24 protein-coding genes and 1 other RNA gene are annotated in these 26,299 nt (G+C 28.7%); 6 read left to right on the top strand and 19 right to left on the bottom strand.

Annotated features, from left to right (window positions below; translation table 4 throughout):
* Positions 1–732: 732 nt before the first annotated feature.
* Positions 733–2,022 carry a glucose-6-phosphate isomerase gene (locus KW512_RS02145; RefSeq protein ID WP_258841201.1) on the bottom strand — a complete coding sequence of 430 codons (1,290 nt, stop codon included), beginning with the start codon at positions 2,020–2,022 and terminating at the stop codon, positions 733–735.
* On the bottom strand, positions 1,976–2,371 hold the full coding sequence (locus tag KW512_RS02140) for a hypothetical protein (protein WP_258841200.1): 396 nt from the start codon (positions 2,369–2,371) through the stop codon (positions 1,976–1,978). The genes KW512_RS02145 and KW512_RS02140 overlap by 47 nt, the downstream gene beginning before the upstream one ends.
* Positions 2,372–2,507: 136 nt before the next feature.
* Between KW512_RS02140 and KW512_RS02135 the strand changes: the two genes are divergently transcribed.
* Positions 2,508–2,735 (top strand): hypothetical protein, encoded by a 228-nt coding sequence (locus KW512_RS02135; RefSeq protein WP_258841199.1) that lies wholly within the window; start codon positions 2,508–2,510, stop codon positions 2,733–2,735.
* A gap of 199 nt (positions 2,736–2,934) precedes the next feature.
* Here the strand turns inward: KW512_RS02135 and KW512_RS02130 are convergent, their stop codons facing one another.
* The 7 genes from KW512_RS02130 to pyrH all read right to left on the bottom strand — a co-directional run bounded on the left by KW512_RS02130 (position 2,935) and on the right by pyrH (position 12,170).
* Positions 2,935–3,483 (bottom strand): hypothetical protein, encoded by a 549-nt coding sequence (locus KW512_RS02130; protein WP_258841198.1) that lies wholly within the window; start codon positions 3,481–3,483, stop codon positions 2,935–2,937.
* A gap of 392 nt (positions 3,484–3,875) precedes the next feature.
* Positions 3,876–4,781 carry a hypothetical protein gene (locus KW512_RS02125; RefSeq protein WP_258841197.1) on the bottom strand — a complete coding sequence of 302 codons (906 nt, stop codon included), beginning with the start codon at positions 4,779–4,781 and terminating at the stop codon, positions 3,876–3,878.
* A 272-nt stretch (positions 4,782–5,053) separates the two neighbouring features.
* Entirely contained in the window at positions 5,054–5,452 is a 399-nt protein-coding gene (locus KW512_RS02120) for a hypothetical protein (protein ID WP_258841196.1), read from the bottom strand.
* A 94-nt stretch (positions 5,453–5,546) separates the two neighbouring features.
* A complete protein-coding gene (locus KW512_RS02115) occupies positions 5,547–9,938 on the bottom strand; it encodes a PolC-type DNA polymerase III (RefSeq protein WP_258841195.1) in 4,392 nt (1,463 codons plus the stop codon).
* A gap of 32 nt (positions 9,939–9,970) precedes the next feature.
* Positions 9,971–10,894, bottom strand: coding sequence for a phosphatidate cytidylyltransferase (locus tag KW512_RS02110; RefSeq protein WP_258841194.1), 924 nt, complete (start codon positions 10,892–10,894; stop codon positions 9,971–9,973).
* A 3-nt stretch (positions 10,895–10,897) separates the two neighbouring features.
* The gene (locus KW512_RS02105) at positions 10,898–11,458 is read right to left on the bottom strand and encodes a ribosome-recycling factor (protein WP_258841193.1); all 561 of its coding nucleotides are present in this window, start codon (positions 11,456–11,458) and stop codon (positions 10,898–10,900) included.
* A gap of 1 nt (position 11,459) precedes the next feature.
* Positions 11,460–12,170: a UMP kinase gene (pyrH, locus tag KW512_RS02100; RefSeq protein WP_069099702.1), complete on the bottom strand. Its 711-nt coding sequence runs from the start codon at positions 12,168–12,170 to the stop codon at positions 11,460–11,462.
* Between the two features lie 152 nt (positions 12,171–12,322).
* Between pyrH and KW512_RS02095 the strand changes: the two genes are divergently transcribed.
* Together KW512_RS02095 and tsaB are read left to right on the top strand one after the other, a co-directional pair.
* Positions 12,323–13,678, top strand: coding sequence for a hypothetical protein (locus tag KW512_RS02095; RefSeq protein ID WP_258841192.1), 1,356 nt, complete (start codon positions 12,323–12,325; stop codon positions 13,676–13,678).
* A 33-nt stretch (positions 13,679–13,711) separates the two neighbouring features.
* Entirely contained in the window at positions 13,712–14,239 is a 528-nt protein-coding gene (gene tsaB / locus KW512_RS02090) for a tRNA (adenosine(37)-N6)-threonylcarbamoyltransferase complex dimerization subunit type 1 TsaB (protein ID WP_258841191.1), read from the top strand.
* Between the two features lie 10 nt (positions 14,240–14,249).
* Here the strand turns inward: tsaB and KW512_RS02085 are convergent, their stop codons facing one another.
* From KW512_RS02085 to KW512_RS02060, 6 genes are all read right to left on the bottom strand, one after another.
* A complete protein-coding gene (locus tag KW512_RS02085; RefSeq protein WP_258841190.1) occupies positions 14,250–15,041 on the bottom strand; it encodes a leucine-rich repeat domain-containing protein in 792 nt (263 codons plus the stop codon).
* 112 nt (positions 15,042–15,153) lie between these two features.
* Positions 15,154–16,869, bottom strand: coding sequence for a hypothetical protein (locus KW512_RS02080; protein ID WP_258841189.1), 1,716 nt, complete (start codon positions 16,867–16,869; stop codon positions 15,154–15,156).
* Positions 16,854–17,678 (bottom strand): ABC transporter permease, encoded by an 825-nt coding sequence (locus KW512_RS02075; protein WP_258841188.1) that lies wholly within the window; start codon positions 17,676–17,678, stop codon positions 16,854–16,856. The genes KW512_RS02080 and KW512_RS02075 overlap by 16 nt, the downstream gene beginning before the upstream one ends.
* The gene (locus KW512_RS02070; RefSeq protein ID WP_258841187.1) at positions 17,671–18,531 is read right to left on the bottom strand and encodes an ABC transporter permease; all 861 of its coding nucleotides are present in this window, start codon (positions 18,529–18,531) and stop codon (positions 17,671–17,673) included. The genes KW512_RS02075 and KW512_RS02070 overlap by 8 nt, the downstream gene beginning before the upstream one ends.
* Positions 18,518–19,852, bottom strand: coding sequence for an ABC transporter ATP-binding protein (locus KW512_RS02065; RefSeq protein ID WP_258841186.1), 1,335 nt, complete (start codon positions 19,850–19,852; stop codon positions 18,518–18,520). The genes KW512_RS02070 and KW512_RS02065 overlap by 14 nt, the downstream gene beginning before the upstream one ends.
* Before the next feature lie 498 nt (positions 19,853–20,350).
* Entirely contained in the window at positions 20,351–21,046 is a 696-nt protein-coding gene (locus KW512_RS02060) for a potassium channel family protein (RefSeq protein ID WP_010321236.1), read from the bottom strand.
* A gap of 238 nt (positions 21,047–21,284) precedes the next feature.
* Here KW512_RS02060 and KW512_RS02055 point away from each other — a divergent pair, with 238 nt between their 5' ends.
* From KW512_RS02055 to rpsT, 3 genes are all read left to right on the top strand, one after another.
* Positions 21,285–22,769, top strand: coding sequence for a TrkH family potassium uptake protein (locus KW512_RS02055; protein ID WP_258841185.1), 1,485 nt, complete (start codon positions 21,285–21,287; stop codon positions 22,767–22,769).
* A gap of 97 nt (positions 22,770–22,866) precedes the next feature.
* Complete coding sequence (locus KW512_RS02050) at positions 22,867–23,322, top strand: YhcH/YjgK/YiaL family protein (protein WP_258841184.1); 456 nt, start codon at positions 22,867–22,869, stop codon at positions 23,320–23,322.
* 143 nt (positions 23,323–23,465) lie between these two features.
* The gene (gene rpsT / locus KW512_RS02045; RefSeq protein WP_010321233.1) at positions 23,466–23,738 is read left to right on the top strand and encodes a 30S ribosomal protein S20; all 273 of its coding nucleotides are present in this window, start codon (positions 23,466–23,468) and stop codon (positions 23,736–23,738) included.
* 101 nt (positions 23,739–23,839) lie between these two features.
* Here rpsT and rplA read toward each other — a convergent pair whose 3' ends face one another.
* The 4 genes from rplA to rpsO form a co-directional block, all read right to left on the bottom strand.
* Entirely contained in the window at positions 23,840–24,535 is a 696-nt protein-coding gene (gene rplA, locus KW512_RS02040) for a 50S ribosomal protein L1 (RefSeq protein WP_010321232.1), read from the bottom strand.
* Positions 24,535–24,978 (bottom strand): 50S ribosomal protein L11, encoded by a 444-nt coding sequence (gene rplK, locus KW512_RS02035; protein WP_258841183.1) that lies wholly within the window; start codon positions 24,976–24,978, stop codon positions 24,535–24,537. The genes rplA and rplK overlap by 1 nt, the downstream gene beginning before the upstream one ends.
* A gap of 496 nt (positions 24,979–25,474) precedes the next feature.
* An RNA gene (gene rnpB / locus KW512_RS02030) (RNase P RNA component class B) lies at positions 25,475–25,819 on the bottom strand.
* 49 nt (positions 25,820–25,868) lie between these two features.
* Complete coding sequence (gene rpsO / locus KW512_RS02025; RefSeq protein WP_010321230.1) at positions 25,869–26,135, bottom strand: 30S ribosomal protein S15; 267 nt, start codon at positions 26,133–26,135, stop codon at positions 25,869–25,871.
* Positions 26,136–26,299 lie beyond the last annotated feature (164 nt).

The following is a 26,299-nucleotide window of genomic DNA, read 5'->3' as shown; positions in this document are numbered from 1 at the left end:
GCAAATTTTTAAAAAAACCAGGTCAAAATAAACCAAGACAAAAAAAGTTAACAGTAAGGTGTTGGCTTTTTGTCCGAGTTTATTTTTTAATTTTCTTTATTTTTTAGAGCAAAAATCTAAAAAAAATTGTTAGATCAACTTAAATTTTAACTCCTGAGTTTGGCAGTTTGATGGCAAAAATTCACTTTTAGTGAATCTAAATATGCAAAAAATACCAGTAAATCCGTGTGTTTTGAGGCTAAAACCTTAATTTTTATAGTTTCGAAATTAACCTTTTGCAAAAATGCTTGGTTTAAAATAAAGTTATGTTATAATTAGCATCACTAAGAATAATTAATAAATTTTGATATTGAATTAAGGGGGAATCACGTATGTTTTTGTCATAAAAAAATCAGAAAATGCGAATTATCCATTATATTTTTAAATATGATGGAATGCCTTAAATTTACCCGTTTAGAAATCTACAAATTTAGGGCTTTTAATTATTGTTCTTTCAAAACTTCACATATTTTTTTAGGCTCACTGTAAATAAAAATGAGTTTTCTATTTGCATTGAGTTTAAATAGCTGTTGTATTTTTCTTTCATGAGTGTTAGATTTAAAATTTAGTGTTTTTGCTTTGATAGTTATTACTCCTGAATTTGCCAAAAAAGTTAAAAAAGTGCCCAAAAAAATCGGACACTTTTTTAAGATTATCTCATCAAACTGGAAAGATCAGGAAAAGGCAAAAAAATTACTTAGATCAGCCTAAATTTTTCACTAACTCCTTTTTGTAATCTTCAACACCAGGTTGATTAAATGGGTTAACTCCGAGCAAATAAGCCGACATTGCACATGCTTTTTCAAAAAACATTACTAAGTGACCGAATGTTTTTGGCGAGCTGTCTTCAATTTGAATTACAAAATTAGGATTGTTTCCTTGCTCTGAATGCGCTATTGTTGTTGCTAAAAATGCTTGATAATTAATTTCATTTAAAGTTTTTCCTGAAAGTGTGTTAATTTTTGTTTCAAAAGTTGGTAACTTTTTAATTTCAATGTCAAATTTTGGTTTATTTATATAAATTACAGTTTGAAAAAAATTTTTAGTTCCTGATTGAATAAATTGACCAAGTGAATGCAAATCTGTAGTAAAAATTGCAGAAGCTGGAAAAATTCCTTTTAAATCTTTTCCCTCAGATTCACCAAAAAGTTGTTTTCACCACTCATTAAAATACATTAAAAATGGCTCATATGAAACTAAAATTTCAGTTTTATAGTCGTGATTTTTGTAAAGTAAAAAACGAGAAAGTGCGTATTTATAGGCTAAATTTTCCTCAACAAGCTCTTTTGAATAACTCTTGTGCGCTTGTTTCGCTCCTTCAATTACCTCAAAAACATCAATTCCAGCAAATATCATTGGGAAAAATCCAACAGATGAAAGAACGCTAAAACGACCACCAATTGAGTCAATAACTTCAAATGTTTCAAAATTATTTGCTTTTGCTATTTCTAAAAGTTCACCAGATTTAAAGCCTGTTGTAACAAAAGTTCTATTTTTTGCTTCTTTTTCGCCAACTTGATCAACTAAAAATTGGTATAAAATTTGAAATGTTACTGCTGGCTCAATTGTTGATCCAGATTTGGAAATAACATTAATTGCGAATTTTTTTGTCTTTAAATATTCAAGTTTTTGGGCTAAATCTGTTGATGATAACGAATTTCCTAAAAAAATAACCTCAGGTTTATTATCAAAAGGACCAAGACCACCTGTAAAATCAATAGCGGCTTTTGCGCCCAAATATGAACCACCAATTCCAATTACAACTAAAATATTAATAGACTCATCATGTAATTTTTGGATTTTTTGCTGCATTTTTTTAATTTCATCAAAATTAACAGCGGAATTAGGAAAATCATTTCACCCTAAAAAATTAATATCAGGACTAGATTTTGAATTAATTTTTTCATGAATTTCAGCAACTTTTTGCTGAAATTCACTATAATTCAGGTTTATTTTTGACTTTATTTCTAAACTTAGACTCATAATTTATTTGCTCCTCGCATAATTTTTGTAGATTTTTAAATCCTGATTGAGTTTCTAAAAGATGTTCGGCTTCATTGTAGTAAATTACTCTACGGGTATCTAAAAGTGATGCTTTTTTGTTAAAATGAGAAATTGTCTCAATTTTTAAAATAAGTTGTTGGCCTATTTGGTAATAATTATCAATTTTTCGGCCATTTGTGAGTTGTTTTGCATCTAAAAAAACAACGCCATCATAGCCATCAGGCATTGAAACCCAAAAATATTTTTTATGTAGAGATTTGATTTTACATAGTACTTTGTCACCGATATCCATAATTTTACTCACTTTTTGTTGTTTTTGTTTAATCAAATAAATTTACTTGTGTTATTTTAGAAATTTTACCAAAAACTCCCAGTTATATTAATTTTTTAGTGTTATATTGTTTGTTTTTGTCCCGGTCTGAAAATCTTCAATTGGCAAAAAAGGCCGTAAATTACGGGGTTGAATGATTTTTAGGATGTTAATATCACCAATTCCATCAACTGAAATAAATTGTGGAATTAAGAATTATTTTTTCCGTGGTTTACCAGTTTGATGGCAAAAATTGAGACGAAGGGTTGAATTTAACGCATCAAATCAGCAAATGATATTTAAAAATCGCGGTGGTGTTTCTAGTGATCAAAATATTTGAAATAGGTATGATTTCTACTTTGATATCTTAATAAATCAGTAAAAAAAGGTAATTAACTTTTGCTAAAAAAGTTAAAAAAGCATAGAAAGCCCGAGATTTTTTTAAAATTATCTCATCAAACTGGGAAACTCGGGAAGACCCAAAGTAAAATAAATTAGTAGAAAAATTAGCAAAAGTGGCACAATCAAAATCATAGATAGAGATTATTTGTCTGAATTTTTTCTGCTAATTTTAATAATTTTTACCCTTCAAAAAGTCAAAATGTCAGCGATGTTTTTGGGAAATAAAGAACCACAGGAATAATGACATAACCTAGAAAAAGAAATAAGAGTGGTAGTAATCAAACAGCAACATCACTTTCAAAAAGTTCTTTATATAAATTCACATTTAATTGGTCTCAATAATGATATCCTGCAACTAATCAAAGTGGATATCATGTAAATATAAAATGCAATGCTGTAAAAATAAAATAAAATATTAAAAAATATTTTCATTTTTTTGGATTGATTTTTGATTCTGAATTTTCAGAATTATCAGAATTAAATAAAAACACTTCCAAAATTATATGAGAATAATATCTTGGTAAATAACCTTGTGCATGTCATAAAGTGTTATTTATTCACTTGATAATATTTTCGACAATTTGATCATATTGGTGTCAATTATTAATGTCAAAATAACGTGAATAAAGTTTTCTTTGGCACGCAAATTTATAATATTTATCATAATCAAAGTTAGTTAAAAAACCGAATTTATTTTCTGGATTTAGTCGACCTAATTTTTGTTTCACTTTTTTTATTAAATAAAAACGGAAAATTTTTTGTAAAAAACTACAAACATATGAATATGGGAAATAAAAAATTAAGTAAGTAATTATTTCAAACAAATGCAAAATAAAAAAATTGTTAAAAATTTTTAAATAAAAATGTCTTAAAAAATCTCCATTATGACTCAAACTTAACATTGAAACAATTGCGAGATAAGGAAATGGATAGCTTATTAAAAAAAACAAAATAAGCAAAAAATAATGCTTTTTTCGCTTATAAGGATTAAACAGAAAAACTAAATAGACAAAAAGGCTAAAATACAAAATATTAGACAAAAACGGGATTATTGAAAATTTTTTTGGTATTTTAAGGTTTAGAAATTTTTCAACTCTTGATCAAAAGTTCATTTTTTTAATTAACCTAAGGAAATAACTGATTGGAGAACATCTATTGCAGATAACACAATAATAATTTGGGGATTAACCCATTTTACCGCATTTAGAGCAACCATCGCTGCTTTTTGTCCAGCTCTTAATTTTTTTCACATTTCTAAAATTTTGAGTGTTGATGATACGATACTAATACGAGATGATGCTTTAGATGCTTCTTTAGTATAATAAATAGTATCTATTTCTTTAATAGCATCTCAATTTTTGTCATACACAAGAGAATTATAAGCATCTTTGTATAGAACTGAAAGGGCTGTTGAGACACTGCCAGCAATAGTGCTAGCAAACGCTGATCCCCACATTCAAATAACTCCATAAGCCACTGCAAGACCGTAATTTATAGCAGCAAATGCGGCATTGGAAACGTGTTGATTCCAAAGTTTATTTGCAAATTCTTTCATTTTTAAATTAGGAGCGCTCTTAGAAGAAAAGGATTGAGGCTTAACAAGTAAATCTTGATTTTGAATTTTATCATTTTTTGAATTTTTTGAAGCAAATATTTTTTCTATATTATCGGCGGTAACACCTTTTTTTAGCAATTTTTCTTTAGCAATTTTTTCCAAGTTTAAATTCGGGTTTTGTGAAACTTCATCGATAAAATCTTGAAAATCTTTTTCAAATTTTGGAAAATCCTTAATATGTTCTTCAGTATTCTCGTTAGTAGAAGAAAAGGACTCGGCATTTTTTTGTTTTAAAGCTGAAATTATTTTCAGAGATTCGGATTTTAATGTTTTAGAGAAAGTTGTCTCAGATATATTTTTATGATTTTTGACAGTTTTTTCATTAATACTTAATATTAAAAAAGGCAAAGTAACAGCTGTAGCAAAAGTTGTTATTCCAAAAATGATTTTAAATTTGGATAATTTTAGCATTTAAAGCCTCCTTCAATTTATCATTAGATATAGAAAGTAGCTAATTATATTATACTATATTATATTAAAAAGCCATGATCAACTCGATGTTACTTGGGTTAGATTTAAAATTTAGTGTTTTTGCTTTTATAGTTATTTTCCTGGGTTTGCCAGTTTGATTACAAAAATTAAGACAAAGGGTTGAATTTACACTTTAGATAAACAAATGATATTTAAAAATCACTTGGTGTTCCTAGTGATCCAAATATTTGACATATATATGATTTTTACTTTTATTTCTTAATAAATCGGTAAATTAGGTAATAAGGTCAGAAATAAACTTTTGCCAAAAGAGTTAAAAAAGTCCCCAAAACACGAGACTTTTTTAAGATTTTCTCATTAAACTGGGAAAGTCGGGTGATTTTATTTCTAAACTCAGACTCAGAATTTATTTGCTCCTGGCATAATTTTTGTAGATTTTTAAATCCTGATTGAGTTTCTAAAAGATGTTCGGCATCATTGTAGTAAATTACTTTACGAATATCTGAAAGTGATGCTTTCTTGTTAAAATGAGAAATTATCTCAATTTTTAGAATAAGTTGTTGCGCTATTTGGTAATAATTATCAATTTTTCGACCATTTGTCAGTTGTTTTGCATCTAAAAAAACAACACCAACATAGTCTTCAGGCATTGAAACCCAAAAATATGTTTTATGTAAAGATTTGACTTTGCATAAAACTTTGCCAGCGATATTCATAATTTTACTCGCTTTTTGTTGTTTTTGATTAGTCAAATAAATTTACTTGTGTTGTCTTAGAAATTTTATCAAAAACTCCCAGTTGTATTAATTTTTTTAGCGCAGTATTATTTGTTTCTGTCCTGGTTTGAAAATCTTCAATTGACGAAAAAGGTCGTAAATTACGGGCTTGAATGATTTTTCGGGCATTAATATCACCAATTCCATCAACTGAAATAAATGGTGGAATTAATGAATTATTTTCTTTATTAACAATTCAATTTTGAGCATCTGACATTAAAAGGTTAACATTTTCAATTTCAAATCCTCGTAGTTTTAGTTCAAGACTGATTTCTAAAAAGGGAATTAAATCCTTTTCTTTTGGGGTTAAAGCTTGGCCTGATCCGTTTTGATTTGTTTGCCTTTGTTGTAGTGTCAGAATTTTAGCCTCAATTTTGTCTGCCGGTTGAATTAATGTATCAATATCTTTAACATCAGGTCTGATAGAAAAATATGATGAATAAAATGCAAGTGGGTGATATAGTTTAAAATATGCGATTTTTCAAGCTTTCATTGCATAAGCAACCGCGTGGGCTTTTGGAAACATATAGCCAATTTTTTGCAATGAGTCAATATACCAAGTTGGCACTTTTTTTTCAGTTAAAATATCAATTTCGCTTTGTGTAAGTCCTTTCCCTTTTCGAACTTTTTCCATAATATTAAAGGCATCAAGATGATCTAGTTTCATTCTTAAAAGATAAATCATAATATCGTCACGACAGGAAATTACCTCGTTAATTGCGTGGTTTTTTTTGGAAATTAGCACTTCGGCATTATTTTGCCAAACTCCACCTCCGTGAGCTAGACCACAAACTGCAACAATATCAGCAAAAGATTTTACTTGTGCAACTTGAAGCATTCTTCTAACAAAAGGAGTTCCAAATTCTGGAATTCCAATTGTTCCTGTCTGTTCACCAAGCATTTGACCTGGTTGTATACCTAATTCTTTTGCAGAGGTAAAAAGTGATAAGATTTTATGGTCACTTTTTGGAATTTGATCGGATTTTACTCCAGTAATTTCCTCTAAATGAAGCAAAATTGTCGGATCATCATGACCTAAAATATCTAGTTTCAAGAGGTTATCATGAAGCGCATTATAATCAAAATGCGTTGTTTTTCAGTCTGATTTTTCATTATTTGCTGGAAAATTAATAGGGGTAAAATCTTCAATTTCACGGTTTTGAGGGATAACTATAATTCCACCTGCGTGTTTTCCTGATGTTCGTTTTACACCTTGGGCTTTTGTGGCCAGAAAATCGAGAAATGTATTTGTAAAATATGAAACTTCACGGTTAAGATCAAATTTTGAATCATACATCGCCCTAAATTCGCCAAGTTTTCGCCCTAGACCAAAAACAGTTTTTTCGGCATTTGTCAAAATAGTTCCAGCGCGAAATGTTTTATCTTTTCCAAAAAGATCACGAACAAAATCGTGCATTTTAAGTTGTGTTTCGCCTGAAAAATTTAGATCAATGTCAGGAACTTTTTCGGCATTAAATCCTAAAAAAGTCTCAAAAGGGATGTTATGACCGTCTTTATCCATAAGTTGACCGCAATTTTGACATTCTTTGTCTAGCAAATCATAACCTGATAAAAATTCTTGTGAGTCAAAAAATTCCACTTTAGAACATTTTTGGCACAAATAATGTGGTAAAAGTGGGTTTACATCTGTGATTCCGGTCAAATATGCAACAATAGAAGAACCTACTGACCCACGAGAATCGACGATTGCACCTTGAGATTTGGCTTCATCGACTATTCGTTTTGAAATTCAATAAACAACGTGAAAACCGTGCTGAATTATTGGAATAAGTTCCTTTTCTATTCTAGTTTTGATTATTTCTGGCAAAGGATTTCCGTATTTTTTATATGCATTTTTGTAAACAGTTTCTTTTAAATTAATTTCGGAATTATCAAATTCTGGCGGGTGAAGGCCGGGTTTGATAATTTCAATGCTATCTGAAATTGAATTAGCAATTAAATTAGAATTTTTTACCACAAATTCATCAACTAATTCAGGATTTTGTAAAAATTCAAACTGTTTTTTTAACTCATCAGTTGTAAAAAAATGCTTATCGGGAAAAATATGACTGTTTTTAGGGTCTTTTCGTTCTTTTTCTTGATGATCAAACAAATGATGATTAACTCCGCCGACACCTTTTGCATAAATATAAAGTTCATGAAAAATTTTTTCACGAGACTGGCAATAACGAACATCACCAATTGCAACAGCTGGAATTTTTAATTTTTTTGCCAAATTCAACAAGTTTTTTATCAAATCTTCAATCTGATTTTGTGTAAAAATTTCCCGTTTTACTAAATGAACAAATGCAGTTGGAGGCGGAACTTCGATAAAATCGAATATTTTTTCAAATTTTTCAACACTGTCAGGCCCAAAATAAAGTAAATTCTGGATCAAAAGCGAATCGATTCCTCCTGAACCTACCAATAAATCAGGGTCTTTTTCCATTTTGTCATAAAAAATTAGTGGACGGGAAATTAAATTTTCTGTGTTTGCTAGCGATACTAATTTATAAAGTTTTTTTAGACCGATTTGATTTTTGGCCAATATTGTCAACTGTTTTGGAAAAATTTTTTCTGGTCGAAGATCAAAAATTGAATTTTTTACTGATGAAAGTTGCTCTAAATCTTGAATATTTTGGTTTTGTAATGTATTAAGAAAATTTCGCCAAACATTAGATAAAATTTGCGCATCATAATCTGCCCGGTGAGCTACCTCATCATCATAATAAATTTCAAATCTTTTTGCAACATTTTTAAGACTATGACTTTTTTCTGAAGGATTCAAAAAACGACTTACTTCGAGCGTATCAATAATTGGATTTTCCACTGATTTTTGTGCATGTTTTTTAAAAAATTGATTTAAAAAATTAAAGTCAAAATTTGCATTATGGGCCACTAGAACCGAATTTTTAATAATTTTTTCTATTTTTTCAACAGCAACGCCTGGCAGAATGGCAAGTTCGTCAATCATTTGCTGGGTAATTCCAGTAATTTTTGTAATTAAATATGGTATTTTTTCTGATGGTTTAATAAAAAACTGATGTTTTTCAATTTCAATGCCATCTTGAAAAACAAGCGCACCAAATTCAATAATTTCATTATAATATGATGAAAGTCCCGTTGTTTCTAAGTCAAAAATGACAAATCTTGCTGAATTTAGTTGCTGATTTTTACCGTTAAAATTTAAAACTTTTTCAATTTTTGATGAATATGTTGAAAAAGTTGAGCCGTAAATAGGCTTAATATTTGTGGATTTAATAGCGCCGTAAAACTCAGGAAAAGCTTGGACTGAATCTAAATCAGCTATTCCAATTGCCGAATATCCATTTTTTAATGCGTGACGAACGTATACGCTTGCACTTGAGATTCCGTCCATAGTTGATTTTCAAGTTCTAGCGGTAATTTCGACTCTTTTTTCAATAGCAGTATCAATATTTTGTTCAGGAAAAAAGTCAGATGCTTCTATTTTAGTAATGTCACACAAATCTAGATCAATATTTGACTTATATCGCGAAGTTGTGTCCTTGATTTCAGCCCGAATTTTTACTAAATCACCAACTTTTAAGTCAAAATTTTGATTTGCTCGCAAAAATTTATCAACAACAACTGCTTCTGTGTATTCATAGTCATTTACATAAACTTTTAAAATTTGCCCACCGTTTTTTGATTTTATTGTTGAAATTTTATAAATTTCGCCATGGAATTCGACATTTGAATTCTTGTGTGAGCGAATGAATTTTAAATTAATAAGCTCAAAATTATTGCATTTTTTGGAGGTTTTTTTCTTTCGAACAGAAATTTGAGATGTTGAAGGATGCAAAACTCTTTCTATGGATAAATTTAATTCTTTTTGAGGCGGTAATTGCTTGTCTTCAAGTATAAATTCTAGATCTAAATGAATTAGGCCAATTTTTTTTATTATTTTCAGCAATTTATTTTCGTACTCTTTAAAAGAATTAAAGCTTTCTAGATCTGAAAAGAAAATTTTAAATTTAGCTGAACCAGCTCTTACGATTTCTTTATCTGTAAAAAAATTTTTAGATTTTGAAATCGTTTCCATTAAACCGTTTAGGTATTCTAATAATTCATGATCATGAAAATTATTCTGTTCAATTTCATAATCAAAATTAATTTTACAACTTGAAATTGAGGATTTTTTATTAATTGTTGAAATTAACTTAATAAATGAATATAAATCAAAAAATTTTGGTAGGGTAGTTTTTTTTAGTATTGCTGAAAATTCATTTGAGGCATTATCTTTGTTTGAATTTTCGTTTTGAATTATTTGAACATCATCTCAATCTGGCGGTATTTGCCAATTAACTCACTCACAAAATTTTTTGAACCTTACATTCATAGCCACCCTCATTCTTTTTAAAAAAGAAAAAATTAAATTGTTAGAATAATTACTGAAAATGATAAAAAAACAAAACTAATAGAGTCAAGTCGGTCAAAAATTCCACCATGCCCCTTAATAATTTGTGAAAAATCCTTTATATTCAAATATCTTTTTATAACAGAAAAAAATATGTCACCAAAAATAGCTACAATTGGCAAAAAAATTACTGCCAAAATTTTAAATAATAGTCAATTATTCAATTGAATTCCGAAATTTAGATTTAAAAAAATTAATAAAGTAAAAATTAAGGAAAAAATGAAGGAAAAAATGAAGCCTTCCATTGATTTTTTGGGAGAAAAATCAAATTTTCAAGGAAATATTTTTCTTCCAAAAATTGAACCAAAAATATAGCCAAAAATGTCTGAAATTACGGCAATTAAAGCCAAACTAATAACCAAAAACACATTAAATGTGTTTAATATTCATAAAAATTTGAAAAATAATGTAACTATAAAAATAATTATAAATTTAAGTACAATATCAGAAAAAAAACCAGAACTAGTTTTTTGTTTAGAATCCATAAATCTAATAACTAATAAAAAAGGTAAGGTAAAAAAAATATGATAATCTAAAACTTGTTCTTTTACAAAAAATTCTATTAAACTTCAACTAAACTCAATGTCCTTAGAAAAATAGATCTGATTTAAATTAAAATTTGAAGGTAATAAAAATAGTAAAAAACCTAATGATGCAGATATTGCAGCAAAAATTTTTCTAGATTGAAAGTGAACAAAAATTTCATACAAACTATAAAATAAAATAAACGCTAAAACACCAAAGGAAATTATTCGTCCTCAAAAATGCCAATAATAGCCTACAAATAAAATTGGGGCAATTATTGCGATAATAAAAACTGAGGATAAAAAGCGATATAAAAATTCCTTAGATGTAAAATTTGGGAAAAATGCCCGCATTTTTTAAATAGTTTGAATTTCTTTTACTTTTTTTTCGTAAATTTCATCAATTTTTTCTATTTGTAAATTGATTGTTTTTTGAACCTGATTGAGATAGTCTTTTTCTTGATCCTCGGAAAGCTCTTCTTTTTTTATTAATTTATTAACATCTTGGCGAATTAGACGTATTTTAACTTTGGCTTCTTCGTGAATTTTTTTTAATAAATGAACGCTTTCCTGGCGTTTTTGCTGTGTTGGTTCAGGAAAAATTATACGGACTTGGTTAGCTTCTTTTTGAACTTGAGCATCAATTTTTGATGCAACAATTGCGGTTGCAATTTCCTTTACAAGTGAAAATTCATAAGGTTTTACTAAAAGTTGTAAAGGTACAGGGGTTGAAATTGATGCAATTTCATTAATTGGGGTTAATGTCCCGTAAAAACTAACTTTAATATGGGAAATTAATTGGGGGTTTGGTGCGCCAACACTTACTTTTTGGAAGCTTTTTTCCAAATAGGAATAAACATCTTGCGCTTTTTGATCTAGAATTTCTTTATAAAAATTGAATTCAATTTCAGATTTCATTTTAATAGACCTCCGTATGTTTGATTTGACCTTTTATTAATTTAACTATGCTGTTTTCTTCTTTAATGTCAAAAATTAATAGTCGAATCTTGTTATCGCGCGCCATGGAAAAGGCTGTTGAATCCATCACTTTCAGATTTTTTTCAATAACTTGATCATAAGTAATTTTATCATATCTTATTGCATTTGGATTAATTTTAGGATCAGAATCAAAAACCCCGTTTACATTATTTTTACCAACTAGAATTAAATTTGCATCCATTTCAGAAGCAAAAAGGGTAGCGGCACTGTCTGTTGTAAAAAATGGACGACCTGTTCCACCGACAAGAATTAAAACATGACCATCTGAGAGATATTTAATAGCTTTTTCTCGAACAAAATACTCACAAATTCGAGGATCCAAACTCATTGAAGACAAAACGCGAGTTTTAATTTTCAAATCGCGAAAAACTGAATCAAGGGCTAGTCCATTCATTACCGTCCCTAGCATGCCAATATAATCTGCAGTATTTCGATTTATTCCATTTTTTGCAGCGGAAGTTCCACGCCAAAAATTTCCACCGCCAATCACAATTAAAATTTTATAACCTAATTTTTGAATTTCTTTAAGTTGATGGCCAATTCGACCGACAAGTTCATAATCAATTGCGAGTGATTTTTGTTTGTTAGCAAGACTTTCACCCGAAAGTTTAATTAGAATAGTTGACTTCATGTTATCTCAAAAAATTTTATTTAATTATACTTTATTTTAATCGATTATTTACAAAAAAGGAAAAATTTAGGAAAAAAGTGTCGTTTTTATTTTTTTTACCCAAAAAGTAGCCAATTATTTAATTATGTGTGAGGAAAAAGAAGAAGGTGATCATGATGAAAATTAAGGGAATTTTTAAGCGACTTATTTTGCCAGGTTTAACAATATTAAGTCCTTTTTTACTTTTTAGTCAAAAATCTAGTGATTTTCACCAGTATCAAAACTCAAGTTTTGATTTTAAGGGGCTTGCCTCAAACTTAAATTTCGATGCAAATTTAAATAAAGTAAATAGAAATGTTAAAGTTGGAGTTTTTATTGAAGAAAACGGGGACGAAAATAACAATGATTTTAACAATTTGCAAAAAATTTTTCAGTTTTTTGCACCTAATTCAAATTTAATTATTTACCGTTTTAAAACAAAGGAACAATGAGCTAAAGGGATTGCACACTTTGAAACCGTTGGGGTCGAGATGGTTTTGCACTTGTACAAAGAAAAAAGAACTTTTTTAAACGAGTTTTTTACAAATGGGAGAGACTTAATAAAATTTGGAGATTTTCTTGATTTTTGAAGCGATAAAACTGGAATAATAAATTTTTTTGACGGAAGTAGAATTCCAGGCGATGAAATTAATAGTAATTTCAGCATTTTTGCAAAACAAGACGACAGATTTAAGAAAGATTCGCGACTTTTTAATTATGTAAAAAATTTTGGAAATAGCACTGGAGTGGTAAAATCAAACCACTTTATACTTCCAGAATTAAAATTTGCCTATCAGTTAAATATTCGTGATTCAAACATACAATTTTACTCAGCTTTCCTAATTGCCGCTATTTTTAGTGGACTTTCATCAAGTTTTGACTCTTATGAAAACTTAAAAGAAAGGAATTTAAAAATAATTTCAGCTTTATCATTAACGGCTCAACCATCGGAAAATAGCAATTTAGGATTTAATGGTGTCCATTCAACCGAAGGTTTTGGGTTTATAAATTACAAAGATGCCTATTTTACTCTGGAACAAGGTAATTATTTATACAATAATTATGATGGAAATGATTATGTAAGTGAGCCTTTTGAACTTTTAAAAGATCAAAAATTTTCAGCACTTGTTTTTCATGATAAATTTTCTGAAAAAGAAGTTGTGGGCGAATACTTATCGGGATTTAAAGGTTTTTTTTATAATTTTGGTAAAACACTCCGTGATGGAGTGAGTGATTTACTTTATGGTCAGCCAAATTATAAAGTAAATGATTTTGATATTTCAATCGAAATTTATCGTGGAAGTTGACAAAAAATTATTGAAGCAAACTCGGATATAAGTCCGTTTGACAAAATTAGCTTTAAAGCATTTGAAGACGGCCAATACCGAATTAGAGTTTCTAATGTAAATTTTCAACCCGATAAGCCAAAAAAATACTTTTTGACATGAAGAAGATACCCTGCAGAATTTCGTTCTAATGTTTATAGTTAAAAACAAATTTTATATTAAAATATAGTTTTAATTATGAAATTTTTTATTGATACTGTAAGTCAAAATCTAGTTTTAGCAATTTTTGACAAAAATTTCGACCTAGTCGATTCTAATATAGTCGAAATTAAAAATAAAGCTGATTTGCTTCCTGAATTAGTTGCTAATATTTTGTCAAAAAATAATCTAAAAATTTCAGATTTTAGTGATTTTTACATTAATTTAGGACCAGGCACATTTACAGGATGCAGGGTTGGACTGACATTTTTTAGAACTCTAGCCCAATTAGGCAATATAAATCTCTGAACTTGTTCGACTTTTAATCTTTTATCCTTTAAAAAAAAGGAAAAAAGGCAATATTTTATTAGTTATAGTAAAAATTCACAGTTTAGCGCTTTTGCTCATGACGGCCAATTAATCTCTGAAATTTCAGATATTAAGACCAAAAGTAGGCCAGATGACCAAGTTGATTACCAATTAATTTTAAATGATTTTGCTCAAGCCCAGAAATTATTCAAAAAAGAGGAAAACATAGTTAATGTTTTCCCTTTATATAACAATTAGTTTAAAAAAATTAATTAAACGGTGAATTAAGAGAACTTAATTCAGGAATGTTCTCAAAATTTTCGTTAGTTTTTATAACGTTTTCTTTAAAAGCTGATGTTCCAATTGTAACTGGTTTTGCACTTTTGTTAAATTTTACACTTTCAATTTGGTTAGATTCAAAAGCACTAGAAAAAATCTCAATTAATTTAACATTTTGGCTAAAGTCAACATTTTTAATTTTATTATCAAAAAAAGCACCGGTTTGAATAATCTCTAAATCCTTAGAGTTTGAAAAATCGACCTGTTCTAAATTATTTTTAGCAAAAGCTTGCCTACCTATCGAAACTAAAGATAAAGGTAAAACTAATTTTGTTATATTATTTCCTTGAAAGGCAAAATTACCGATTTTCTTCAAATTTGTCGCCTTTGAGAAGTCAAGTTCCTTAATTTTTTCTTGATCAGTCAAATTTGCGCTATCAGCATAAAATGCATAATCTTCTATTTCAGTTAGCGTTTCTGGAAAAATTATTTTTGACAAAAAATAAAAATTTACCTTAGTTTCTTGTGGTTTTTGAGTGTTTTCGGTACCAGGTTGATTAGTTTGATTCTGATTTTGAAGAGTAGTTTTTTGAAAAATCCGTGATTTTAGACTAAAAAATGCAGATTTATCAATTTTTGTTAGTCCAGAACCTGTTAGGTCAAGCACAAAAGAATTTGTTGACTCATCAATTTTTACATATTTGGAATCAGTTTTATCTATCGAAGCAAGAAGTTGTTCTGCTTGAGATGGGGTTTGGCTGCATGCAGAAAGCGCAACCATTGGTGATAGCAGCACTAATATTTTTAATATTTTTTTAAACTTGAACATAAAATAAATTTTACAATAATAATTAATAAAAATATTAAATTAGAAACTTTTATTGATAAAAGTCTTAATTTTTTGTCTTTAAATTATAGTAAGTACGAATTTGAGAAGCAAGTCTTTCATCTAAAGGCTTTAAAAAAGTATAATTCAACTGATATCTGCCCTCGTCAGTGTTATTTTCAGTTGGCATATTTCCATAAAAAGTTTGCTCAGGTTGTTGAGAAAGATACATATTTAAAGCTCGAAGCGATCTATTTGATGAAGTTTCGGACTTTATATTATCATAATTTAAATTTTTCTCATCAGCAATAATTTCATCATTAAGGTCAATGAAAACCGAACGGTCTTCACCTTCGAGAGTTTCGCGAACAGTTTCGACTGCATCATTAAAGTAGAATTTTTTAAAGAATTCAAAGGATTTTTTAAATGTTGGGGTGTAATTTATATAGTCAAAATTTGCTAAAAAAGGTAGGGATTCATAGTCAAAATAAAAACCTTTTCCATTTTTAGGTTCAAATTTTTCTGTTTCACTATTTTGGACAAAAGCAAAATCAACCTCAATTTTTGCTTTTTGAACAATTTCTTCTAAGTCAAAATCTTCGCCTTTATAAATTCCTTCATAAAGTGAATTATAAACCTTGTCAGTCAATTCAGGCGAAGTTTCTTTCAAAATAATTCAACCATCAAGTAAAGTTAAATTATTTTTTGGGCGAATAATTGCAATTGTATTTTCTTCTTCGAGTTCTTCATAATTATCTTTAGAATAATGAGCATCAAGCGAATCGCCATTATATAAAAAACCAACATCTTGATTCAAAGAAGGATCGATTACTGAATTGGCTAAGTCAAGACCTGATGTTTTAAAAACATTATGTCTCAAATTAAAATAGTCAAAACCAGAAATTTCGCCAATATAGTCAATAAAACCATCAACAAATGATTTATAGTTATTTTCGGTAATAATTTCGCCGTATTGATTAGTTTTTTCTGTCCCAATTAGCAAATTATCTCTCATAGCTTCTGTTCATTCAAAAAAACTATAGCCATTTTGTCTCAAAGTTTTGCCAATTCCGCTAAGACTTTGATCTTCAAATTTAAGACCTTTTTCTTGAATTTGTTCTTTTTGCTCAGCAGTTCAATTGTTCTGAAATTTACGGAGATTTTTTCTTTTACCATCAACATCATAATCGCCAATTGTGTAGGCAATTACTTTGTCTTGGGTATAATAAGGTATGAAAAACTCCCAAAAACGGTCTTGAATTCCGTCATTATCAGTATCAAGATTTTTTTGCGGATCATAGGCATCTTTCATAAATTGATCATATTTATCAATATGCTCGACAATTTCAGGGCGAAACATTTCTTCAAAAGCGGCCCTTTTTTTATTGATAAATTCTTGCTTTTGGACCAAAGAAAAACTCTCATAATTTTCAGGTTTTTCAAAAACTTTAGTTAGTTGCCAATTTGGAAAAAGTTTTGAATAGTCTATTTTTTGCAAAAGACCTTTTTGCGCCAAACGTGCAATTTGAAAATCTGAACCTACACCAGCAATTGTGCGATTGTCTTCGATTGCTCTTGTAAATTCGCTAACATCACCAAACTCACGATAATTAAAATCTTTGTTAATTACATCGCGACCAAAATCAGAAATGTAAGCTTCATAATTATAGACAACTGGTTTGAAAGGGAAGCTTGATTTTGAAAAAGATGCAATAAAAACAACACTAATTACCGAAAGGGCGAGTGTTATTTTGGCAAAAAAATTAACTAAATTCTTTTTCATGTTTTTTCCTTTTTATTTTTATAATAAAGTCAAATTAAGTTAGAAATCACGGAAATGAAAAGCATAATTGTTCCCAACATTAGCGCTCAAGTCTTAAAAGTTCCTTGATACAAAAGCGTTCCAACTGTTTGGGTGTTTGATGTAATTTTTGTGATTATAAAATCATCAAATGAAAGAAAAGCAACGACCGGAAAAACCGAAATTATCGCTGGCGACATGTGTTTTAAATAAATCAAAAATCATGCCTTAATTTTTGAATAGCCTAAATCTTGGGCTGCTTCATATAAACTTAGCGAAAATTTTTCACTTCTTGGATACATTATCAAAATCCCGTAAGGCAAAGTCATGACAATATGGGAAATAATTGCCCGATACAAACCTTCATGAGCCGCTGAAAGTGAACCAAATATGAACCCTAAAATAATTGCAAGCGAAACTGCGGTAATCACATCAGGATTAATTAAAGGAATATTTGAGGTGGCATTTACATAAATTTTTACGGATTTATTTTTTTGTCTTCAGAGAGCAAAAACTGTTAAAAGTGAAAGGAAAACAACGGTTATTGCAGCAAAAATTGCAATAATTAATGAGTTAATTAGCGCTGATGCAAAAGTATCTTTTGCAAATTCGTCAAATGCTTGCAAACTAAATTTGTTCCATGTTGAAGAGACAAAACCTTTTTTCGAAGGACTGTTAAATGAAAAAATAGAGCCAAAAATTATTGGAATATAGAAAATTATTATTAAAAATCAAACGTAAGTTTTTTTCAAAATCTCGTGTTTTTGAAAAAAATCAATAATTTTAGTCATATTTAAATCCTTTAATTTTCATGATAACAATAGGTGTAAAATGAATTAGTGTATAAATTCCAATAAAAACTAAAAGTGTGACTAAAACAAGTGATGAAACTCTAGCTAGATCAAAAGGGTTTGTTGTGTTTGCAGAATTATTAATTAAATTTCCAATCAGTTGATTTTGTGATCCGTTTGGTAGCAATTTATCTGAGACAACTATTGATGTTGCCGCCATTAAAAAAACAATCGCAAATCCAGAGCTAATTGCACGAAAACTATAAGGAACAACCACTTTAATCAAAACTCGAAATTTTGAATATCCTAAATCTGTCCCAGCTTCAATTAAATTTTTAGGCATATCTTTAAAAATTGTATAAAGCGGAAGTACCATAAAAGGAAAATTGAGAAAAATTAGACCAAGAATCATAAAAGAGTTATTATTTAGCGATCCTTCGTCAAACATTGACAAAAATAAAGCTCGTAATGAGAAAACTTTTGCAATTGTAAAAATAATTAAAGGCGTAATTATTAATGATAAAGAATAAATTTTAAAAATACGTGATTTTGAATTTGCGACAATGAAAGCATATGGAAAAGCTAAAATTAAGCAAATAAAGGCGCTAACTAAACCAACAAAAATTGAACGGGCAATAATTTGTCAAGTTGTTTGCTCTTTTACTAAAAGATGGTTGTCAAATGGCTCGCCGTTTGTCGAAAGTGGACTTACAGATTTAACAAAAAGTAAAATAAGCGGAATAACTATTAAAATTAGGGCAAATACAAAATAAGGGAGAACAAGACTGATGCGTGGATTCAAACTTTTTTTGAAATTTTGTCAAAATTTATCAAAAAAGCTAAGAGTTTCCACTTTCCATCTCCATTAAATGAATCGCATCATCATCTCACTTTAAATAAACTTCGGTATTAAGATCGTAAAAATCATTAGTTTCAACGTAAATAATTTTAGAACCAACCTGAATATCTAGTCAGTAATATGAACCTTTGTAAATATTTTGAACAACTTTACCCTTAAAATATCCAGAATTTAAGTCAATATCGATGTCTTCAGGACGAATAAGTGCATCCAGTTTTTGGCCATGATCAAATTCTGTGTGAATTGTATAGAGTTCAATGCCAAGAATTTCAACCTTATTTTTTCCAATAAATGTTGCTTCAAAAAAATTTGAATCACCGATGAAATTAGCAACTCATTTATTGACAGGATAGTCATAAATTTTGGTTGGCACGTCATATTGAGCGATTTTCCCGTTACGAATTACGGCGATTTTATCTGATAATTGAAGAGCTTCATCTTGGTCATGAGTTACAAAAATGAAAGTTAGACCTAATTTTTGCTGAATTCTTTTGAGAAAAACTTGCATTTTTTGTCTAATTTTTGCGTCTAAAGCTGATAATGGCTCATCTAATAAAACTATTTCAGGCTCAATAACAAGTGATCTAGCTAGTGCAACTCGCTGTTTCATTCCACCAGACAACTCTGAAATTGCGCGGTCTTCGTTTCCGCTTAGACCAACAAGTTCGATAATATCCTTAATTTCGTTATCAATTTCAGTTTTTGTTATTTTACGAGTAAGGTATTTTTTTTCAAAAGTTACAGATTTATAAAAAACATAATTTTCCCAATTAGAATATTTAAAATCTGAATCATCAAGTTTTTCCTGTAATTTTTTACGGGTTTTGTTGTCTAAATTGGGATTTTCAAGTTGTTTTTCTAGCTTTGTTTGCAAATTATTAAGTTCTGCAATTTTTTGGTCCTGTTTTGCTTGCCATTTTTGCTTTAATTCTTCGAACTTTTTCCAAGTTGACTGTGGAATTTCAGAATCACTTTTCTTAATTCTTTTTAATTTTAGGCCAAATTCAATATTTCCTCTAACTGACAAATGTGGAAAAAGTGCATAATCTTGAAAAATAGTCGCTGTGTCTCGTTTATGGGCAGGAACATCTTTAATATCAACCCCATTAAATTTAATTTCGCCTCGGGTTGTTCATTCAAAACCACCAATTAGGCGTAAAATTGTAGTTTTTCCAGATCCAGACGGACCTAAAAGAGTGACAAAATCACCTTTTTTGATGTCCAAATTTATTTGATTTAAAACTTTCTTCTCACCAAATTCTTTATCAACATCAACAAGCGAGATTATTGTTTCACTTTTGTGAATTTTTTGCATTTTATAATTCCCTCTTGAGTAGATAAAATTAAAAACAATATCTAATTTAAATAAAAAAATGTAATTTTATTCTAAAAAAAATATGAAAACTTCATCTTTGAAGAAAAAAACTCTTCTCTAATGAAGAGTGGTGGGGAATTTATCGAAAATATCTTCTGATGCAGATTCATGGAAAAAAGCAGCATCATCAAAGAGTGATGCCGCAAACATATAATATTTTAATAAATATAAATAGTATTTTCCAAAATCCATGATTATTGGAAAATTATACTATATTTTTAATTTTCCAAAAGAATTTAGCAAAAATAAAATTTTGTGCTGTTACATCAAGAACTTTTAAAGCGCTTTTCCCTAAAATTTTCCAATTTTAGCTCTTTATAGACTCCATTTTTTGCAAAACTGTTGTAACATCACCAATTTTTCCGAATTTAGCAAAATAAAATTTTATGCTGTTAATTCAAGAACTTTTAAAGCACTTTTTCCTAAAATTTTCTAATTTTAGCTCTTTATTGACTCCATTTTTTGCAAAACTGTTGTAACATCGCCAATTTTTCCGATTATTGTTATTTCATCATTTTGATGAATTATTGTCTCTGCAGCCGGCAAAATTGTTTCTTTATTTCTTTTAATTAAAACAACATTAACGTTATACTGACGTAAATTAGCGTTTTTTATACTTTTGTTAATATATTTTGGCGATTTAACATTAACACTTCCAGCAAATATTCCATTTGCAATTTCTTTAAGATTATCTGCATAATTCAGGAAATTTTTATCAACACTCAAAAGCGCCATTTTAATTCCGGCTTCTTCTTCAGGACTAATAATTCAGTCAACACCGATTTGTTTTAAAACACGAGCATGTCTTTTATTAACAGCACGCGCAGCTATTTTTAAGTTGTTAAAAAAATTAATTTCTGTTTGCAATTCTAATAAAGTTGCAATAATTTCAATATTGTCTGAAGTAGCAACAATTATTGTGTCTATATCTTCAAGTCCAACTTCATTACGAATTGCATTTATGTCGCTAGCGTCCATTATAATTGGTTCAACAGTCGCAAACTCACGAATAAATTTTAAATTTTCAGCTCTTTTGTCAATAACAATAATATTGTGGCCTGATTCTGCTAGTTGGGTTATTGCCGCTCTACCTAGTCGTCCGGCACCAATTATACAAATATTTGCTCGTTTCATTTACTTAAATTTTATCTAAAAAACAATAAATTAATTCAAAAATCAGAAAATTTTTGAAGGTGGACAAGTACAAATGTTTTATAGGCTAGTTTTTTTGGCTATTTTTAAATTTTTTTGTTTTGACTTTGTTTTTTTAAAAAAAATTGTATAATTTAATAATTAGCTTTTTTTGTATGTTTTATATAAGTAAATTAACTGACTAATTTTTTAATTTAGTCAAACATTAAAACGAGGAATAATGAACTTGAAAATTAATATCAAAAATTTTCTGCGGTCCATTTTTTCTCTTAAAAAGATACATATTATTTTTACTTTTTACACGTTAGTTATTCTTCTTGGGGCCGGAATTCTAACAGGATCGTTTTCACACACTGATAATCCACAAAAAATTAATTTTTTTTCGGCACTTTTTACTTCAGTTTCTGCCTTTAGTGATACTGGCCTTAGTTTAGTTGATACTGGCACAAGTTTTAATATTTTTGGACAAGCTGTTATTGCAATTTTAATTTCTCTGGGTGGAATAGGAATTTTTGCAATAAAGTTTTACATTTTTAACCATTTATTTGGAAAAAAACTAAGTATTTTGTCACGTGAAATTTTGAAAATCGAAAGAGGTTCAAGTAAATTAAGCGAACTAAAAGGCGTAATCAAGGTTTCTATTAATTTTTTTTTGATACTTGTTTTAATTAGTAGTCTTGCTCTTAGCCTGTATTTTTATTTTTATGATGCTGAACCACAAAAATTTTCGTTTCAAAAATCACCTTATAAAAATATATCTTTGTCGCTAAGATTTGCTGTTTTTCATAGCATTTCTGCAATTAATAATGCTGGTTTTGATATAATCGGACCAAATAGTTTTGAACCTTATTATCACTCTTATTTTTTGCAAATAATGATAATAATTCTGACAATAATAGGCGGAATTGGATACCCGGTAATTTATGATTTTTTTAGCTTTTTCAAGCTTAAACTTTCTAAACAGAAAATAAAAAGATTTAGATTTTCTTTATTTACTAAAGTTTCAATTTTGAGCTATTTTGTTATTGCGCTAATTGGTTTTATTCTTTTAATTACTTTTGAAGCTAGTTCAAATTCTCCTTTTACTTTTTGAAACCAAGAGCAAAATGGCAACTGATTTGATAAAACATTTGCATTATTATTTCATAATTTTATGACTCGCTCAACTGGTTTTTTTACATTTGACTTAAAACAACTAACTCAACCAAGCACATTTTTAACAAGTTTATTGATGTTTATTGGCTCTGCCCCTTCTTCTACAGGTGGTGGAATTCGCGTTACAACTTTTTGAATTTTTATCGCTGTGGTTTTATCTAAAATTAGGGGAACTAGTGATGTTAATATATTTAAGAGAAAAATCACAACTGATAAAATTGTTTCAGCTGCGACTGTATTTTTTATATCTTTTATTTTAGTAGTAGCGATAGTTTTTCTCTCAAGTTTTTCGCTAGACGATTTATCAAGCCAACAAAAAACTAGTGATTATAAAATTTACCATTTAGTTTTTGAGGTCATGTCGGCTTTTGGAACCTCGGGTCTCTCGACAGGTTTGATTCGAAATTTATCTATTGTTTCGCAAATTGGATTTATGATTATTATGCTAATCGGTCAGCTCGGAATTAGCTCTTTTATTTACGTCTGACAAGGTGATAATATCGGCAAACAGAATAAAACTTACATAACTGAAGATATTTTAATAGGATAATTTTTTGACTTAAAACGCTAAATTTGAAATTTATTCTTTTTTAGATCAATTTTTTTGCTATAATTTAATAAAAATATAAATAAAAGAGGGGTGGAAAATGATTTATGACAAATTAGAAAATTTTAGCAAATATAGTTGTTTAAATGAAAATTTTGCAAAATTAGCAATTTTTCTAAAAGAAAATGACCTAGAAAAATTGCCACTAGGCAAAACTCTAATTGATGAAGACAGAATTTTTGTGTTACATGTTGATGTTGAAAGTTTCGATGATACAAACGCTCTCTATGAATATCACAAACGATACGCAGATGTTCATATAGTAATTGACGAAAAAGAACAATATTTCTTTGATTTTTCAGAGAAATTAGTCAATAAAGTAAGTGATTATTCTGAAGAAAATGATGTAGCTCTTTATAAAAAAGATTCGACCCGAAATTTAATTAGACCCTTAAAAGGCGAATTTTTAATTTTTCTACCTGGCGATGCTCATTTACCAAAATATACTGGACAAATTGGTGTAGTTAGAAAAATGATTTTTAAAGTTGAATATTAGTGTTATTGAGTTTAAATTTTTTATTAAGTCTAGAGATTAAAAATTCATTTTTTAGATATAAATAACATATTTTTATGGTATAATTTTTAGTACCGTTTTTTAAAGGTCTGAAATAAACTATTATATATAAATATAGGAAAAAAATGGCAAATATAAAATCCAAAATTAAATCAATCACCAAAATGCAAAAAGCAAGAGCAAGAAATAATGCAATTAAATCTCGTGTAAAAACAGCAATCAAAAAGGCTAAAATAGCTGTTACAAGTCATGCAGAAAATCAAAATGAATTAGTTGCAAAAGCTCACAAAGAAATTGCAAAAGCAAAATCAAAAGGTGTTTTTCACAAAGGAAAAGCATCACGAAAAATTTCTAGACTTCATTTGTTTGTTAATAAACATCAAAAAACAACAGTTTAATCTCTTCTTATTTTAATAATAAATTTTGAAATTTTTTCGAAGTTGAAAATAAAAAAACCCTTAAATTTAAAGGGTTTTTTTATTTTACAGGTTATTTTTTATTATAAATTGTCGAAGCGAATTTTAATAGATGGACCCATAGAAGCAGAAACTGTTAAATTTTTGAAATAATTTCCTTTAACTGAATTTGGTTTCAATTTACGAATTAATTGTAAAAGGGTTTTAGCATTTTGGACTAAATGATCGGCTTCCATGTTGGTTTTTCCAATTAATGAGTGGATAATTCCGTATTTATCAGCGCGATAATTTGCTTTACCTTTTTTAATTTCAGCCACAGCTTTTTCTGGTGTTGGGGTAACGGTACCTGTTTTTGGGTTAGGCATAAGTCCTTTTGGTCCTAATTTTTTCCCGTATCTTCCTAAAACTGGCATTAATTTAGGCTCAACAACAATAACATCGAAATCAAAATTATCAATTTTTAAATTTTGTTCAAGTTCAGCTGTTGAATAAATTAAATCAGCGCCTGCTTCTTTGGCTTTAGTTGCTACCTCTGAAGAATCTGTTGCAACAAGCACACGCACAGATTTCCCGGTTCCATAAGGTAAAACAACAGAACCTCTTAATTGTTGGTCAGCTTTTCGAGTATCCAAATTAAGTCGAATAGCTAAATCAACAGAGCCAGAAAATTTAGTATATGATGTTTTTTTAACCAATTCCATTGCTTCTTCAAGTGAATAATAATGATTTTTATCAACTAATTCACGAGACTGAGCTAATTTACGTGAAATTTTTTTCATTATTTTACTCCTTGTAGAAATTCTTCGATACCTTCAACTTCAACGCCCATTTGTTTGGCGGTTCCATAAACTGTAAGAATTGCTTTTTCTATACTATCAGTATTTAAATCTGGTAATTTATATTCTGCAATTTCTTTAAGTTGTTCAAGAGTAATTTTAGCTACTTTTTCAGCTTTAGATTTTTTAGATCCAGATTCGATTTTAGCAGCTTGTTTAATTTTATAAGAAGTTGGGCTTGTAAATAACTGAAATTCAAAGCTTTTATCTTTAAAAACAGTAATTTTTACAGGAACTGGTTCACTTCCACGATTTTTTGTTTCATCGTTAAATTTTCTTGTAAACTCAGGCATTACAATACCAAGACCTGCAAGAGCTGGCCCGGGTTTTGCTTGGCCGGCATTGAATTGCAATTTTGCAACTCTAACTACATTTTTTTTTACCATTTCGAGCATCCTTTATTTTTTTAGTTCTCTTAGTGGTTAACGGTTTTAAACCTTCCACAAAAATTATTTAAAATTATACCACAAAAATTATTTATTAAATAATTTTTGGACTAAAAAAACCACAACGTGTGGCTTTTTCCTTTAAATTAGTGATCAACGACGACAAGATGTAAAATTTTTATAAACAAAACAACAATTTCGTCAACTTTGACCACTGAAGACCATCAATTTAAAATTTTAATTTTAACTCAATTTAAGATGTTCCTCGATCTCATTGTTTTTAACCTCCATAAATTTTTACCATTTAATTGTACCATAAAATCATTAAAAATCCAAAAATTGTGAGATTTATATATTTTTAAAAATGATGATTTTGTGTGATATACAAAATTATTTTATGATAAATAAGATTTTAGAAGTCTAAACAAAAATGACCAAAAATTTAGAAAAAGTGTCTATTTAAATAAAAAAACAGCGAGTTTTCGCTGTTTTTTGCACTAATAAGCCGCGTTCTGTATCAGTCAACCATTTATCTAGGTTTTTTAAAACCTTCCAATTTAAGTTCGTTTCCCAAATTGGATTCCCCTACCAAAATTTAGGTTTCTAGCTCATGGAGTTTACCGCGTTTCACTTTATTTGTTAGGATTTTTTATTAGGAGTGAACAATGATTATGAAAAATTTAGAGTAACAAATAAACTCGTCTCTGTGGCACTTGTCGTCTAGGCTTGGATTTTTTAGATCCAACATGAACACTACTACCATCACAGGTAGTGCTAGCGCGGACTTTCCTCAAATATTTTTAAATTAAAAATTTAAAAATACCAGCGGTTGACTTGTGCAAAATTAAATTATACCATATCTTAAAAATATTTGGTATAAAAATTTAAAATTATTTACGTATATTTAAAGCTTCGATTGTCTCTTTATATGTTTCAAAACTTTTTTGTTTTAAATAAGAAAGTAATTTTTTACGTTTATTAACCTTTGCAATAAAACCTCGCATTGAGTGTTTGTCCTTTTTATTTTTTTCAAAATGAACTTTTAATTTTTCAATATCTTCAGTTAATATTGCAATTTGAACGGCTGTATCACCAGTGTTTTTGGCGTTTTTACCAAATTTTAAAATTAATTCTTGTTTTTTCGCTTTTGAAATCATTTTAATTCCTTTAAAAATAATTAAGTAACAAATTTAAACCTAGCAATAATTCGCGAAACTATTAAAACCAAGCATAAATTTAACTAATAAATCAGGCAAATTACTCGTCTAGATCGATATCATCGCATCCACAACAACTGTCGTCATCTAATATGCCAGAATTT

It is taken from the genome of Mesomycoplasma ovipneumoniae, assembly GCF_024758565.1.
Taxonomy (GTDB): Bacteria; Bacillota_I; Bacilli_A; order Mycoplasmatales; family Metamycoplasmataceae; genus Mesomycoplasma; species Mesomycoplasma ovipneumoniae_B.
Note: the sequence above shows the minus strand (reverse complement) of the source record. Positions and strands in the feature narration are given on the sequence as shown.